Source organism: Streptomyces sp. NPDC056503 (assembly GCF_042794995.1).
Taxonomy (GTDB): Bacteria; Actinomycetota; Actinomycetes; order Streptomycetales; family Streptomycetaceae; genus Streptomyces.
The window spans coordinates 1-14,790 of sequence record NZ_JBHTST010000001.1 but is presented as its reverse complement, the minus strand read 5'-3'; the positions used below and the strand labels follow the sequence as shown (position 1 = coordinate 14,790).

Here is a 14,790-nt window from a genome sequence, read left to right as displayed (position 1 = left end):
CTTTGGGCCCGCTATGCCCGGCGTAAGGGTGAACGTGTCGCGGGGCTCCGAGGGGGTCAGACGGCGTTCAGGCCGTGCCCCTGGAAGACCTCGCGGACGGCCGTGACCTCCTCGGGGGTGGGCGAGGGGGTGTCGTGGAGGGTGAAGGGCATGTCGAGGGCCTGCCACTTGGCCTCGCCCAGCTTGTGGAAGGGGAGGACGTCGACGCGGGAGACGTTGCCGAGGCCGCCGGCGAAGGCGGCGACGCCCTCGACGTTGGCGGGGTCGTCCGTGAGCCCGGGGACGAGGACGAAGCGGACGTGCACGTCCTGGCCGAGGTCCGCGAGGCGGCGGGCGAAGTCCAGGGTGGGCTTCAGCGGCCGGCCGGTGACCTTCCGGTACGTCTCCGGGTCCCAGGACTTGATGTCGAGGAGGACGAGGTCGGCGTCGCGCAGCAGGGCGTCGGTGGCGCGGACGCCGAGGAAGCCGGAGGTGTCGAGGGCGGTGTGCAGGCCCAGCTCGTGCTTCATGCGGTGCAGCAGCTCCCCGGTGAAGACGGGCTGGAGGAGCGGTTCGCCGCCGGAGAGGGTCGCGCCGCCGCCGGAGGCGGAGATGAAGCGGACGTACTTGGACGCCTCGGCGATCACGTCGTCGGCGGAGGTCCGCTTGCCGTTGCGCATCTTCCACGTGTCGGGGTTGTGGCAGTAGAGGCAGGTCAGCGGGCAGCCGGAGAGGAAGGTGACGAAGCGGGTGCCGGGCCCGTCGACACCGGTGGAGAGGTCCCAGGAGTGCACCGAACCCTCGGAAGGGCGGTGGGTGGCGGCGGCGGCCGGCGTGGCGGCCCGGACCGGGGTGACGGGACGGGCCGGGGCGGCGGGGCGGGCCGGGATGCCCGGGCCGAGGAGTGTGGCCATGGCGAGACCTCCTGAGGGAGGAAGGGGTGGGTGGGGGCGGGAGGGGTGGGGCGGGGAGGGGGAGGGGGGAGGGGCCCCCTCCCCCCCTCCTTTTCTTGTTTCTTGTTTCTTGTTCCGTCGCGGGTCCCGCGAAGGGCGCTCCGTCTACAGCGCCCCGTGGAACGTCCGGTTGAGGACGTCGAGCTGCTGTTCGCGGGTGAGGCGGACGAAGTTCACGGCGTAGCCGGAGACGCGGATAGTGAGCTGCGGGTACTCCTCCGGGTGCTCCATGGCGTCCATGAGCACGTCGCGGTTGAGGACGTTGACGTTCATGTGGAAGCCGTCGCTCGCCATGTAGCCGTCGAGCACGCCGGCGAGGTTCCTGATGCGCTCCTCGGGGGTGCGGCCCAGGCCGTCGGGGGTGACGGTGTTGGTGAGCGAGATGCCGTCCTCGGCGTCCTCGTACGGCAGCTTGGCGACCGACAGGGCGGAGGCGACGTAGCCGTGGGTGTCGCGGCCGTTCATCGGGTTGGCGCCCGGGGAGAACGGCTCGCCGGCGCGGCGGCCGTCGGGGGTGTTGCCGGTCTTCTTGCCGTAGACGACGTTCGAGGTGATCGTCAGGACGGACTGGGTGTGCTCGGCGTTCCGGTAGGTGGGGTGCTTGCGCACCTTCCTCATGAACTCCTCGACCAGCCGGACGGCGATCTCGTCGACCCGCTCGTCGTTGTTGCCGTAGGCCGGGTAGTCGCCGTCGATCAGGTAGTCGGTGGCGAGGCCGGTCTCGTCGCGTACGGGGCGGACCGTGGCGTACTTGACGGCGGCGAGGGAGTCGGCGGCGACGGAGAGGCCGGCGATGCCGCAGGCCATGGTGCGGCGCACGTCGCGGTCGTGGAGCGCCATCTCGATCCGCTCGTACGCGTACTTGTCGTGCATGTAGTGGATGACGTTGAGCGCGTGGACGTAGACGTTCGCGAGCCACTCCATCTGCTCGTCGAACTTGGCCATCACCTCGTCGTAGTCGAGGACCTCGGAGGTCAGCGCGCCGGTGGCGGGGCCGACCTGGGCTCCGGACTTCTCGTCGCGGCCGCCGTTGATCGCGTACAGGAGGGTCTTGGCGAGGTTCACGCGGGCGCCGAAGAACTGCATCTGCTTGCCGACGGGCATCGCCGAGACGCAGCAGGCGATGGCGGTGTCGTCGCCGAAGCGGGGGCGCATCAGCTCGTCGGACTCGTACTGCACGGACGAGGTGTCGATGGAGACCTTGGCGCAGAACTCCTTGAAGCCCTGCGGCAGCCGCGGCGACCAGAAGACGGTCATGTTCGGCTCGGGGGCGGGGCCGAGGTTGTAGAGGGTCTGGAGGTAGCGGAAGGAGGTCCTGGTGACGAGCGGGCGGCCGTCCTCGCCCATGCCGGCGATGGACTCGGTGACCCAGGTCGGGTCGCCGGAGAACAGCTCGTCGTACTCGGGGGTGCGCAGGAAGCGGACGATGCGGAGCTTGATGATGAAGTCGTCGACGAGCTCCTGGGCCTGTTCCTCGGTGAGGAGGCCGGCCTCGATGTCGCGCTGGAGGTAGACGTCGACGAAGGTGGAGGTGCGGCCCAGCGACATGGCGGCGCCGTTCTGCTCCTTCACGGCGGCCAGGTAGGCGAAGTACAGCCACTGGATCGCCTCGTGGCCGGTGGTGGCGGGGCCGGAGACGTCGTGGCCGTACGAGGCGGCCATGGCCTTCAGCTCGCCGAGGGCGCGCATCTGCTCGGAGAGCTCCTCGCGGAGCCGGATGGTCTCCTCCAGGGAGCGGTTCCCGGCCGGGAGGGTGTCGAGCTCGGCCTTCTCCTCCTTCTTGACCGCGATGAGCCGGTCGACGCCGTAGAGGGCGACGCGGCGGTAGTCGCCGATGATGCGGCCGCGGCCGTAGGCGTCGGGGAGGCCGGTGACGATGCCGGCCTTGCGGGCGGCGCGGATCTCCGGGGTGTAGGCGTCGAAGACGCCGGCGTTGTGGGTCTTGCGGTACTCCGTGAAGACCTGCTCCAGCTCCTCGGAGACCGGGTAGCCGTAGGTCTCCAGGGCGCCGGCGACCATCCGCCAGCCGCCGTAGGGCATGATCGCCCGCTTCAGCGGGGCGTCGGTCTGGAGGCCGACGACGAGCTCCTTGTCGCGGTCGATGTAGCCGGGGGCGTGGGCGGTGATGGTGGAGGGGGTGTCGTACGAGACGTCGTAGACGCCCTTGGCGCGCTCCTCCGGGAACTTGTCCGTGATCGCCTTCCACACGGCGGTGGTCCGCTCGGTGGGTCCGGCGAGGAAGGTGTCGCCGCCCTCGTACGGGGTGTAGTTCTGCTGGATGAAGTCGCGGACGTCGATGGCGTCGCGCCAGAGTCCGCCCTTGAAGCCCTTCCAGGCCCGCTCGGTCGCCGTGGTCTCCGCAGGGGTCGCAGTCACTTCCCGCACCGCCTTCTTCGCATCATTCGGTCGCGTCGTTGCTTGCTTTCATTCCACTCCTTTTGATCGATCATTTCGGTCGGCGTTGGTCACCAGTGGCGGGTCCTAGGTCCCCTGCCGCCCGGGTCCTTTTCCGGGCACGCGGAAAGGTCCCGCCGTGGCGGGACCTTTCGCGAGGGTGGCCGGGGGGGCTCAGCTGGGGGCCTCGGCGCCCTTGCGGGCGTAGAACCACCAGGTCACGACCATGCAGCTGACGTAGAAGGCGACGAAGCCCCACATCGCGCTGGTGACGGCGACCGAGCCGAACAGCGCCGGGATGAAGAAGAAGCCGAAGGCGGCGATGGCGGAGGTGAAGCCGGTGACCGCGCCCGATTCCATCTCGGCCTGCTTGAGGGCCCTGGCGTATTCGGGGGTGCCCTCGGTGAGGCCCTTCAGGTGGGTGCCGCGGAAGATGACCGGAATCTGGCGGAAGGTCGAGCCGTTGCCGATGCCGGAGAAGAAGAACGCGGCGAGGAAGCAGAGGAAGAAGCCGGAGAAGTCGCCGCCGTCACCGCCCGAGGGCAGGAAGGTGATCACGCCGACGATCGAGACGGCCATGCCCACGAAGGAGAGGATGGTGACCCGGGCGCCGCCCCACTTGTCGGCGATCCAGCCGCCGGCCCAGCGGGCGAGCGCGCCCACGGCCGGGCCCATCCAGGCGTAGGTGGCGACCGAGTAGTCCGGGAAGGTGGTCTTGATCAGCATCGGCAGGGCGGCGGCGAAGCCGATGAAGGAGCCGAAGGTGCCGACGTACAGCCAGGTCATCAGCCAGTTGTGCTTGCGCCTGAAGATGATCTTCTGCTGCTTGAACGGGGTGGAGGCGACCTTCAGGTCGTTCTGTCCGAACCACGCGACGGCGGCCAGGACCAGCACGACGGGGACCCAGACGAAGGCGGCGTTCTGGAGGTAGACGGGGGTGCCGTCGGCCTTGTGCTGGGCGGAGCCGATCGCGATCGTCGACCAGGTGATGACGATCGGGGTGAGCAGCTGGACGACGGAGACGCCGAGGTTGCCGAGGCCGCCGTTGATGCCGGTCGCGCTGCCCTTCTTCGCCTTGGGGAAGAAGAAGCCGATGTTGGCGAGGGAGGAGGCGAAGTTCGCGCCGCCGATGCCGCAGAGGGCGGCGATGACGACCATCACGGTGTACGGGGTGGTCGGGTCCTGGATCGCGATGCCGAGCCAGATCAGCGGCACGACCAGGACGATCGTCGACAGGGCGGTGAACCGCCGCTGGCCGATCATCGGGCCGAGGAAGGTGTAGAGGATCCGGGCCGTGCCGCCGGTCAGGCCGGGGATGGCCGTCAGCCAGAAGAGCTGCGAGGTCGAGAAGCCGAAGCCGACGTCCTTCAGGTTGGTCGCCGTGACCGACCAGACCTGCCAGACGACGAAGGCGACGAGGAGGGCCGGGACCGCGATCCACAGGTTCCGGTGGGCGACCTTCCCGCCGATCGACTTCCAGAAGAGCTCGTTCTCCGGCTCCCAGTCGGTGATCGTCCCGCCGGGGCGGTACTGCTCCGTGTCGTACGAGGCGGGTGACCCGCCCGTGGTTCTGCTGTCCTGGACTACGGAACTCATGGCGCTTCCCTGACTTCCCTGACGTCTACGAGCCCTTTCGAGGCCTCTTCCTTGCCTTTCCAGGCTCCGCTTCGGAGCAGGGGGCCATCAGTGCCGATGGTCGCGAGCGGGGACGGGCCTAGGTCGGCTTCCCGGGCGGCCTTAGGTCCCGGCGGGGGCGGGCCTGACGGGCCGTCGGTCGGCCCGGCGGGAAAAGGGGGGTGCCCCCGGGCCCGTGCGACGCCCCTTGGAAGGGGTGTGGGGACGTCGGGGGTACGGGCCGGGGGCAGTTCGGGGGTACGCGTACGGGTACGGGTACGGGTTCGGGGGCGGGTACGTATCCGGGTACGCATCCGGGTCCTGGTACGCCTCTGGAAACGGGGCCGGGCCGGGCTCGGGTACGTCAGTCGCGGTCCGCGGGCGGCACCGGCACCGGCAGCACCGCCAGTGAGACCTCCGGGTCGTCCAGGCTCGCGCCGGTCCGCAGGTCGAACTCCTGCTTGTGCATCGGGGAGGCCACCACCGGCACGCCGTCGCGGCTGCCCATGATGCCGTCGGCGATGACGTCGGCGCCCGAGTACGGGTCCCGGTTGCCCACCGCGTACACCGCGCCCGCCGCGTCCTTGAACAGCGCCGCCTCCGTGCCGTCCGGCAGCACCGCCGCCCGGCCGCGCCCCGGCTCCAGGAACTCCGCTCCCGGCACGTGCCGTTCGAAGCGGGCCAGCGCCTCCGGGTCCGCCAGGACCGCCGCCCACTCGTCGCGGTACGCGGCCACGTGCCGCTCCATCTGCGCCTCCAGCTCGGCGCCGAGGGAGAGCGAGTCCTCGATCAGGACCTCCCTGAGGTGCGCGATCCCGGCGTCGGAGCCGCCGAGCCGCTCCAGCCAGGCGGAGGTGCGCTCCAGGCGTTCGCCGGTCCGGAGGTAGTACATGAGGAAGCGGTCGATCAGCGCGAAGAGTCCGGCCGCGGACAGGTCGGAGGCGAGCAGGTCGGCGTGGCGCGGGGTCGCGCCGCCGTTGCCGCAGACGTAGAGGTTCCAGCCGCCGGCGGTGGCGATGACGCCGATGTCCTTTCCGCGGGCCTCCGCGCACTCGCGCAGGCAGCCCGAGACGCCGCCCTTGATCTTGTGCGGGGCGCGCAGGCCCCGGTAGCGGAGTTCCAGGTCGATCGCGAGCTGGACCGAGTCGCCCTGTCCGAAGCGGCAGAACCTGGCGCCCACGCAGGACTTCACGGTCCGCAGCGACTTGCCGTAGGCCTGTCCGGACTCGAAGCCGGCCGCGACGAGCCGGCGCCAGATCGTGGGCAGGTCCTCCTTGCGCGCGCCGAAGAGGTCGATGCGCTGGCCACCGGTGATCTTGCTGTAGAGGCCGTGGTCACGGGCCACCTCGCCGATGACGATGAGCTGTTCGGCGGTGATCTCGCCGCCGGGGACGCGCGGGACGACGGAGTAGGTGCCGTCCTTCTGGAGGTTGGCGAGGAAGAGGTCGTTGGAGTCCTGGAGCGTGGCCTGCTCGCCTTCCAGGACGTGTCGCAGGCCGAGTTCGGGGGCGAGGGCGCCGAGGACGTTGGCGACGACGGGCTTGCAGACGGCGCAGCCGGACGTCACGGAGCCCGCGCCGCCCGCGCCGCTTGCACCGCTTGCACCACCCTCGCCGCCTGCGCCGCCCGCTCCCCCGGCGCCGTACCGCTCCATCAGCTCGGTGAAGGAGCGGATGTGCTCGGTGCGGACGAGTTCGTACAGTTCGGGCCGGGTCAGGTCGGGGAAGTGCTCGCAGAGGCCGCGCCGCTTCTCGACGCCGGCGGCGTCGAGGACGGCCTGGAGGGTGTGGACGCAGCCGCCGCAGCCGGTGCCGGCCCTGGTGTGGCGCTTGACGCCCCCGATGTCGGTGAGCCCGTGCTCGGCGATCGCTGCGCTCACGGCGCCCTTGGTGACGTTGTGGCAGGAGCAGACGACGGCGTCGTCGGGGAGGGCGTCCGTGCCGGGGAGCGCCGTGCCGCCGGCGGAGGGCGGCAGGATGAACGCCTCGGGCGGGGCGGGCAGCCGGCGTCCGGCGTGGGGCTTCAGGGAGCCGTACGCCTCGGCGTCGCCGACCAGGATGCCGCCGAGGAGCCGCCCGTCGGGGCCGAGGAGCAGTTTCTTGTAGACGCCCTCGCGGCCGTCCGAGAAGACGAGCTCGGTGGCTTCGCCGCCGGCGGCGAAGGGGTCGCCGAAGGAGGCCACGTCGGCGCCCATCAGCTTCAGTTTGGTGGAGGTGTCGGCGCCGGTGAACTCCGTGGTGCCGTCGCCGGCGAGCTGGTCGGCGACGGTCTCGGCCATCTGGTAGCCGGGGGCGACCAGGCCGTAGACGCGGCCGTCGGAGGTCTGGGCGCACTCGCCGATCGCGTACACGTACGGGTCGGTGGTCCGGCAGTGGGCGTCGACGGCGACGCCGCCGCGGTCGCCGACCGCGAGTCCGGCCTCGCGGGCGAGCCGGTCGCGGGGGCGGACGCCGGCGGAGAAGACGACGAGGTCGGCGGGGATCCGCTCGCCGTCCGAGAGCCCGAGGGCGGTGGTCCGGCCGTCGGTGTCGGTCTCGACCTCGGTGGCGCCGACGCCGGTGTGGACGGCGACGCCCATCGACTCGATGGTGGCCCGCAGGGCGGCGGCGCCGCCGTCGTCGACCTGGAGCGGCATCAGCCGGGGGGCGAACTCGACGACGTGCGTGGCGAGTCCGAGGGTGCGCAGCGCCCCCGCGGCCTCCAGTCCGAGCAGTCCGCCGCCGATGACGACGCCGGTCGTGGCGTGCTCGGCGTAGGCGGTGAGGGCGTCCACGTCGTAGAGGGTGCGGTAGGTGAAGCAGCCGGGGGCGTCGGCGCCGGGGATCGGCGGTACGAAGGGGTACGAGCCGGTGGCGAGGACGAGCGCGTCGTAGGCGACGGTGGTGCCGGAGGTGGTGGTGACGGTGCGGGCGGCGGTGTCGACGTGCTCGGCGGGGTCGCCGAGGCGGAGGTCGACGTGGTGGGCGGCGAGGAAGCCGGGGGTGGTGAGGGTGAGCCGGTCCGGGTCGGTGCCGGTGAAGACGGAGGAGAGGTGGACCCGGTCGTAGGCGGGCACGTCCTCCTCGGCGAGGACGGTGACCCGCCATCCCCGCTCGCCCAGCGCGTCGCGCTCGGCCAGTGCCTCCAGGAGGCGGTGGCCGACCATGCCGTGGCCGACGAGGACGAGGGACGGGCGGGAGGACATGGTGACTCCGGGGGTGGGGGCTTCGTCTGCGCCTTGCTCCTCCGACCGTAGGGCGGCCCGGTGCGGCGCCGGGCCCGGAAAGGGCCCGAGTGGAGGGGACTTGCGGCCCGGATCCCCGGGTCGAACGGCGGGGGTGGGCGGGGGCGGCGGGGTCTAGCGTGGAGGCCGGGCCCGGTCGGCGTACGACACCGCCGGACCGGCCCGCCCGCCGAGGGCCCCCGGGGACGGTGCGCCCCCGGGGGCCGTGGCGGCCGGCCCCCGGGAAGGAGCGGCAGGATGCGTGAGCTCGTCCTCGCGGCGCACGGGAGCGCCGTTCCCGGGGCGGCCGCGGCCACGGCCCGGCTGGCGGGGGCGGTGCGGCGGCTGACCGGCGTGCCGGTCACCGTGGCGCACCTCGACCATCAGGTCCCGTCGTTGCCGTGGGTGCTCGCCGGCCGTCCCGGCGCCGTCGTCGTCCCGCTTCTCCTGGGGGACGGGTACCACCGGAGCGTGGACGTCCCGGCGGTCGCCGGGCGGTTCGACTGCCTCGTGACGCCGGGGCTGGGCGGTGAGTCCGCCGTGGCGCTGGCGTTGTGCGAACGGCTGCGGGAGGCCGAGCGGGCGGCGGGGGCGCCGGCGGACGCGGTGGTCGTCGCGGGGGCCGGGTCCTCGCGGGCGGGTGGGAACGGGGGGACTCTGGCGGCGGCGGAGGAGCTGGGGCGGCTGGTTCCGGTGCCGGTGGCCGTCGCGTTCTGTTCGGCGGCGTCGCCTTCGCCCGCGGAGGCGGTGGCACGCGCGCGTGCGGAGGGTTTCCGGCGGGTGGCGGTCGCGGCGCACCTGTTGGCGCCGGGGCGGTTCAGCCGGGCCCTGGAGGGGCTGCCGGGCGCGCACGCGGTGTCGGCGCCGCTGGTGGACCATCCGCGGCTGGCCCGGCTGGTGGCGGCGCGTTACGGGGCGGCGCTCGACCGTCCGGAGGCCGTACCGCTCCGCGTGGCTTGAAAAGCGGGGGCCGCGGCTCTGCTGTGCTGGCTCCATGACACAACCGTTCCTGCCGCTCACCGCGCGCTCCCGTGAGGAGGCGCACCGGACCGCCACGCCTCTGGAGCTCTTCTTCGACCTGTGTTTCGTGGTCGCCGTCGCCCAGGCGGGCGCGTCGCTCGTGCACGCGGTCGCCGAGGGGCACGCGGGCGAGGGCGTCGTGAGTTACGCGATGGTCTTCTTCGCCATCTGGTGGGCCTGGATGAACTTCTCGTGGTTCGCCTCGGCCTACGACAACGACGACGTCCTCTACCGGGTCGTCACGCTCGTCCAGATCGCCGGTGTGCTGATCCTCGCCGCCGGTGTCTCGCGCGCGTTCGAGGAGCACGACTTCCTCGTCGTCTACGTCGGCTACCTGGTGATGCGGGTGGCGCTCGCCACGCAGTGGCTGCGGGCCGCCTACCACGCCTCGTCGGCGGAGGAGCGGACGATGTGCCGGCGGTACGCGGGCGGGGTGCTGACCGTGCAGATCGGCTGGCTGGTGCTGCTGTTCGTGCCGGAGGGTGCGCAGCCGTGGGTGTTCCTGGCGATGGCGCTGGCGGAGATGGCGGTGCCGGTGTACGCGGAGAAGGACGCGCCGAGCACGTGGCATCCGCATCACATCGCGGAGCGGTACGGGCTGTTCACGATCATCGTGCTGGGCGAGTCGGTGGCGGCGGCGACGGTGGCGGTGAAGTCGGGGGTGGTGGAGCACGACGCGCTGAACGAGCTGCTGCCGATCGCGGCGGGCGGGCTGCTGATCGTCTTCGCCGCGTGGTGGATCTACTTCGTGGTGCCGGCGCACGACCGGCTGACGGACAGCCGGCAGGGCTTCCTGTGGGGGTACGGCCACTACGTGATCTTCACGTCGGCGGCGGCGATCGGCGCGGGCCTGGAGATCGCGGTCGAGCAGGCCGTCGGGAAGGCGCACGTCAGCGCGCTGGCGGCGGCCGGTTCGGTGACGATCCCGACGGCGGTCTTCCTGCTCTCCGTGTGGCTGCTGCACGCCCGGTACTTCAAGGTGGGGGTGGCCCAGCAGGCGGTGCTGCCGGGGGCGTCGCTGGCGATCCTGCTGTGTTCGTTCGCGGGCCGCTGGGCGGTGCTCGCGGCGGGTCTGGTGGCGGCGGCGACGGTCGCGGTCGGCGTGACGCTCACCGCACGCGCCCCGGCCACCGGGACGGCCCGCCCCTCCTGAGGTAGGAAGGGGACATGACAGCTGCCTCGCGGTCCTTCCCCGGCGGTCCCGCCGATGACGGTCTCACCGACGTGCCCGGGGTCCGGGTGGGCCACGCGCGCGTGGCGGGGCCGCGGGCACTGTCCGGGACGACGGTCGTGCTCGCCCCGGAGGGCGGGGCGGTGGCCGCCGTGGACGTGCGCGGCGGGGGTCCCGGCACCCGGGAGACGGACGCCCTGGACCCGAGGAACGTGGTGCAGCGGATCGACGCCCTCGTCCTGACGGGCGGCAGCGCCTACGGTCTGGAGGCCGCCGCCGGGGTGATGGCCTGGCTGGAGGAGCGGCACCGCGGGGTGCGGGTGGGGCCCGATCCGGCGCACGTGGTGCCGGTGGTGCCGGCCGCGTGCGTCTTCGACCTGGGCCGTGGCGGCGACTTCGCGGCGCGCCCGGACGCCGCCACCGGTCGGGCGGCGGTGGCGGCCGCCGCGGCGTCCGGGGACCACGCGCGCGTGGCGACGGGCGCGGTCGGCGCGGGCACGGGTGCGGTGGTCGGCGGGCTGCGCGGCGGGGTCGGCACGGCGAGCGTGCGCCTGGACTCGGGGATCACGGTCGGCGCGCTGGTGGTGGTGAACGCGGTGGGCTCGGCGTACGACCCGGAGACGGGGGTCCTGTACGGCAGCCTCTTCGACGGCGGCGGCCTGCCCGTGCCGCCCCCGGCGCCGGTGCGCGCGGCGGCGGCCCGGCGGCTCGCCGAGGCCCGGGCGGCCTCCGTCGCCCCTCCGCTGAACACCACGCTCGCGGTGGTCGCCACGGACGCGGTCCTGACCCGCGCGCAGGCGCAGAAGGTGGCGGGGACGGCGCACGACGGCATCGCCCGGGCGATCCGGCCGGTGCACCTGATGAACGACGGCGACACGGTCTTCGCGCTCGCCACCGGCGTGCGGGAACTGCCCGCGGCGCCGGGGCCGCTCGCCCTGAACGAGATCCTGGCGGCGGGCGCCGACCTGGTGACCCGGGCGATCGTCCGCGCGGTCCTGGCGGCCCCCGGGGGGCAGCGCGGGCCGGGCGGCGACTTCCCCTCGTACGGGGAGCTGTACGGCCCGCCCCAGGGGGCCCGGGAGCCGCACTCCCGTTGACCCGGACGGAAGTTGAGGAGCCCGCGGGTGCGGGAACTTCCGTCGCCGGCCCCTCGTTTTCCGTAACCCCGACCCCGTTGTCGGACCCAGGGACTACGTTAAGCAAGCACCAAGTGACATGCGGCGACGGCCTGGAGACCCTCTTGAACGATCCGCGGGATCACCTCGATCCGTACGAGACGACCGAGACGCACGTCGAGCGGCTCCTCGGCCGGGCGCTCAACTCCTTCGACCTGCCCGACGCGATGGTGGAGCGCCTGGAGTCGGCGCTCGCCCACTCCACCGCGCTGCACTCCTCGCACCACAGCTCGACCCTGAACCGCACCACCTACCGCCACACCTATCTGCTCTCCGACGGCAGCGCCCTCGTCCTGTGGGAGCTCGCGCACAACGCGGGCCGGGACGGCGCCGAGCAGCACGAGCTGTACGCGGAGGAGGCCGAGGCGCGGCTCGCCGCCTCGCGGCTGCCCGCGGGACCGCTGCCGGAGTGGACGGTGGAGCGGGCCGACGGGCGTCCGCTCGACGAGGACGACGACCTGGCGGCGCTCGGAGCGCTGCTCGCCCACCCGATACCGGCCCAGCCCCGGATGTACGTCCCCGACAACTCGGCGGACCACGCCCGCCGCGTCCTGCGCCGCGCGGAGAACGGCGACCGTCCCGGCGAGCGGACCGCCCGCCGGCTGCGGATCGCCTTCGCGCACCACATCACGCAGGTCTTCGGCCGCAACTGCCCCGTGGAGGGCGGCCGGGACGCCGGCTTCACCCTCTACGAGCACCAGTTCCTGCTGCTCGACGGCACCGAGCTGAGCCTCTGGGAGGTCGAGCACACGGCCACCCCCGACGGCCGGCACATGTGCGAGGTGTACGCGTCGGAGGCCGCGGCCCGCGGGGCGATGGAGGCCCGCTCCCGGGTCCGCTGACCCCTCGCCGCCCTCCGGCGGGCCGGCTCAGACCTGGGCCGGCACGCCGAGGGCGCGGACCGCGAACTCCCGGTTGGCCGCGGTCTGCTCGCGGTACGGCGCGGGCAGGTCGGGCAGGGCGAGGAGCCGGTCGCAGGCGGCGAGCGAGGCCGCGTGGTCGCCGACCCAGTAGGCGGTGATCGAGTACTCGAAGAGCAGTCCCCAGCGGTACACCCACGGCTGGACGAAGAGCAGGTCCTCGGTGGGCGCGGGCCGGTCGAGGGCGGTCGTGAGCAGCGCGTGCGCGGTGTGGTGCCGCTCGGCCCTGCGGAGCCGCGAGGCCAGTTCGTACACCGCCTCCAGCCGCTCGGGGCGGGCCTCCCAGGCGCGGACCAGGGCGTCCTGCCCGGTCGGCCAGTCGCCCGCCTCGGCGGCCAGCACCCCGGCCTGGAGCAGCGCGTAGTACACCTCCTCGACCCAGCCGCCCATGGCCGCGCGCCGCTCGTAGAGCCCGATCGCCTCTCCCGTACGGCCCATGTCCCGCATGGTCTGGGCGAGGTAGAAGACCGTCCGCGGATTGCCCGGGTCGCGGACGAGCTCGGCGCCGAGCAGCCGGGCGTCCCGCTCGAACTTGTCGTGCCGCGAGCCGCCGTCGGCGTGGTCCTCGATGAGGAGCGCGTCCAGGTTCCGCTGCTCGTGGTCGCGGTCCGCGGTCAGGTACTCGTGCGTGACGCCCTCGTACCGCCACGGGAGGCTCGCCCGGACCAGCCGTTTGATCCGGTACTCGACCTCGCCCTCGTGGCGCAGCATGTACGCGTCGGCCGTCAGTTCCGGCAGCGGCCCGTCCTGGCGCAGCACGTGGTCGGCGTCGACGAGCAGCAGGTAGTCGGCGCCGCGGGCCCGGGCCCGGGCGATGTTCAGGCTGCGGTTGTGCCCGAAGTCCACCCACGGCTCCTCCACCAGCTCCCCCGGGACCCCGGCGAGGGCCTTCCTGACGAGGTCCTGGGTTCCGTCGGTGGAGCCGGTGTCGGAGATGACCCAGGTGTCCACGAGGTCTCGGACGGAGGCGAGGCACCGCTCGATGACCGAGGACTCGTTCTTGACGATCATGCACAAGCAGAGGGACGGCCGCATGGCAACACCACTTCTCGCGGTTCGGTCGGGGGGCGACGGTAGGCACGGGCCGGTACGGCCATGGCGGCGGCGCGCCGACAGGGGGCTCCGCGTTCCCCGCCGCGTACGCATCCATTCGGCTGGCGCCACTACGCCAGTGCGCTGAGAGTGCTCCGGAGGCCGTCAAGACGGCACGCCAGAGGGCCGATGACCTGATGGGAAGTTCATCCCACGATCCGGATCCACAGCGGGCTCCCCGCGCGGACTCCCCCCACCGGCACTCGCGCCGGCGCCGATGGGCGCCGGCGGAAGAAGGAGCACTCCTATGCGTCCTGACCCCAGGACCCGGCCCCTGCTCGGCCCCCTGCCCCGGCGTCGCGTCTGGCTCGGTGGCGGCGCGCTCGCCTCGGTCGCGCTCGTCCTCACCGGCTTCGCGCCGACCGCTTCGGCGTGGGGCACCCCGCAGGTCCCGGCCGCGGACTTGGCGGTGTCGAACCCGATGACGGACTGCAAGAGCCGGGCCGTCCCGGGCTCCGGGGCGGCCTCCTCCCCTGAGGGGGTCCCGGCGCGGACGGAAGCCGCCGCCGACCCGGCGACGGTGGCGAGCGGCTGTAGGGGCAAGACCGGCCCGACCGGGCCCCGGGGCCCCAAGGGCCCGAAGGGCGACAAGGGCCCGAAGGGCGACAAGGGCAAGACCGGTCCCACGGGTCCCACCGGCCCCCAGGGCCCGAAGGGCGACAAGGGCAAGACCGGAGCCACCGGAGCGACGGGCGCCACGGGTGCCACCGGCGCAACGGGCGCCACGGGTGCCACGGGTGCCACGGGTGCCACGGGTGCCACGGGTGCCACGGGTGCCACCGGCGCGACGGGTGCCACCGGCGCGACGGGGGCCACCGGCGCGACCGGCCCCGTCGGGCCGTGCATCGACGTCGACGCCTACAACCCCGCCGCGAGCCGCGAGGTCAAGGCCGTGCTCAGCGACGGGGTGACCTACGTCGGCATCCGGGACCTCACGCCGACGCTCACGCCGTTCGTCTGGACCGACCTCACCGACCCGATGCTCCACCCCGGGTACCCGCTGACCGCGTGCTCGGTCTCGGTCGCGTCCCAGGCCAACCGCGTCTCCGTCCAGGTGCTGACGCGGGAGGGCGAGGTGTGGGAGACGCTGTGCGCGATCGATCCCGGCACCCCGGACGAACTCGACTGCGTGGGCACCCCCACGGACCAGCTCGGCCCGTGGACCCAGCTCACGACCCCCGGCGCCCTGCCGCTCAACAGGAGCAGCAGGTTCCTCGACTCGCTGAAGAAGTGACCTGAGCCGGTCGAGGGGCGGTGCGCACCGCGGGCG

Annotated in this window: 10 protein-coding genes; 5 read left to right on the top strand and 5 right to left on the bottom strand. The window is 73.0% G+C overall.

Annotation, left to right across the window (positions count from 1 at the left end):
* Positions 1-56: 56 nt before the first annotated feature.
* The 4 genes from pflA to ACFQ8C_RS00035 form a co-directional block, all read right to left on the bottom strand.
* Positions 57-893, bottom strand: coding sequence for a pyruvate formate-lyase-activating protein (gene pflA, locus ACFQ8C_RS00050; RefSeq protein WP_383450316.1), 837 nt, complete (start codon positions 891-893; stop codon positions 57-59).
* Positions 894-1,037: 144 nt separating this feature from the next.
* Positions 1,038-3,308, bottom strand: coding sequence for a formate C-acetyltransferase (gene pflB, locus ACFQ8C_RS00045; protein ID WP_383450313.1), 2,271 nt, complete (start codon positions 3,306-3,308; stop codon positions 1,038-1,040).
* Between the two features lie 192 nt (positions 3,309-3,500).
* Complete coding sequence (locus tag ACFQ8C_RS00040) at positions 3,501-4,922, bottom strand: NarK family nitrate/nitrite MFS transporter (RefSeq protein WP_383450311.1); 1,422 nt, start codon at positions 4,920-4,922, stop codon at positions 3,501-3,503.
* Positions 4,923-5,304: 382 nt separating this feature from the next.
* On the bottom strand, positions 5,305-8,124 hold the full coding sequence (locus ACFQ8C_RS00035) for an FAD-dependent oxidoreductase (RefSeq protein WP_383450308.1): 2,820 nt from the start codon (positions 8,122-8,124) through the stop codon (positions 5,305-5,307).
* Positions 8,125-8,400: 276 nt separating this feature from the next.
* Between ACFQ8C_RS00035 and ACFQ8C_RS00030 the strand changes: the two genes are divergently transcribed.
* The 4 genes from ACFQ8C_RS00030 (at position 8,401) to ACFQ8C_RS00015 (ending at position 12,350) form a co-directional block, all read left to right on the top strand.
* Positions 8,401-9,102, top strand: a complete 702-nt coding sequence (locus ACFQ8C_RS00030) for a sirohydrochlorin chelatase (protein WP_383450306.1) — start codon at positions 8,401-8,403, stop codon at positions 9,100-9,102.
* 34 nt (positions 9,103-9,136) lie between these two features.
* A complete protein-coding gene (locus ACFQ8C_RS00025; protein ID WP_383450303.1) occupies positions 9,137-10,315 on the top strand; it encodes a low temperature requirement protein A in 1,179 nt (392 codons plus the stop codon).
* Between the two features lie 14 nt (positions 10,316-10,329).
* A complete protein-coding gene (locus tag ACFQ8C_RS00020) occupies positions 10,330-11,430 on the top strand; it encodes a P1 family peptidase (RefSeq protein ID WP_383450301.1) in 1,101 nt (366 codons plus the stop codon).
* Between the two features lie 143 nt (positions 11,431-11,573).
* Positions 11,574-12,350: a DUF6227 family protein gene (locus ACFQ8C_RS00015; RefSeq protein ID WP_383450298.1), complete on the top strand. Its 777-nt coding sequence runs from the start codon at positions 11,574-11,576 to the stop codon at positions 12,348-12,350.
* A gap of 27 nt (positions 12,351-12,377) precedes the next feature.
* Here ACFQ8C_RS00015 and ACFQ8C_RS00010 read toward each other — a convergent pair whose 3' ends face one another.
* On the bottom strand, positions 12,378-13,439 hold the full coding sequence (locus ACFQ8C_RS00010; RefSeq protein ID WP_383450296.1) for a glycosyltransferase: 1,062 nt from the start codon (positions 13,437-13,439) through the stop codon (positions 12,378-12,380).
* Positions 13,440-13,767: 328 nt separating this feature from the next.
* Here ACFQ8C_RS00010 and ACFQ8C_RS00005 point away from each other — a divergent pair, with 328 nt between their 5' ends.
* Positions 13,768-14,754, top strand: coding sequence for a hypothetical protein (locus tag ACFQ8C_RS00005; protein ID WP_383450293.1), 987 nt, complete (start codon positions 13,768-13,770; stop codon positions 14,752-14,754).
* Positions 14,755-14,790: the final 36 nt, after the last annotated feature.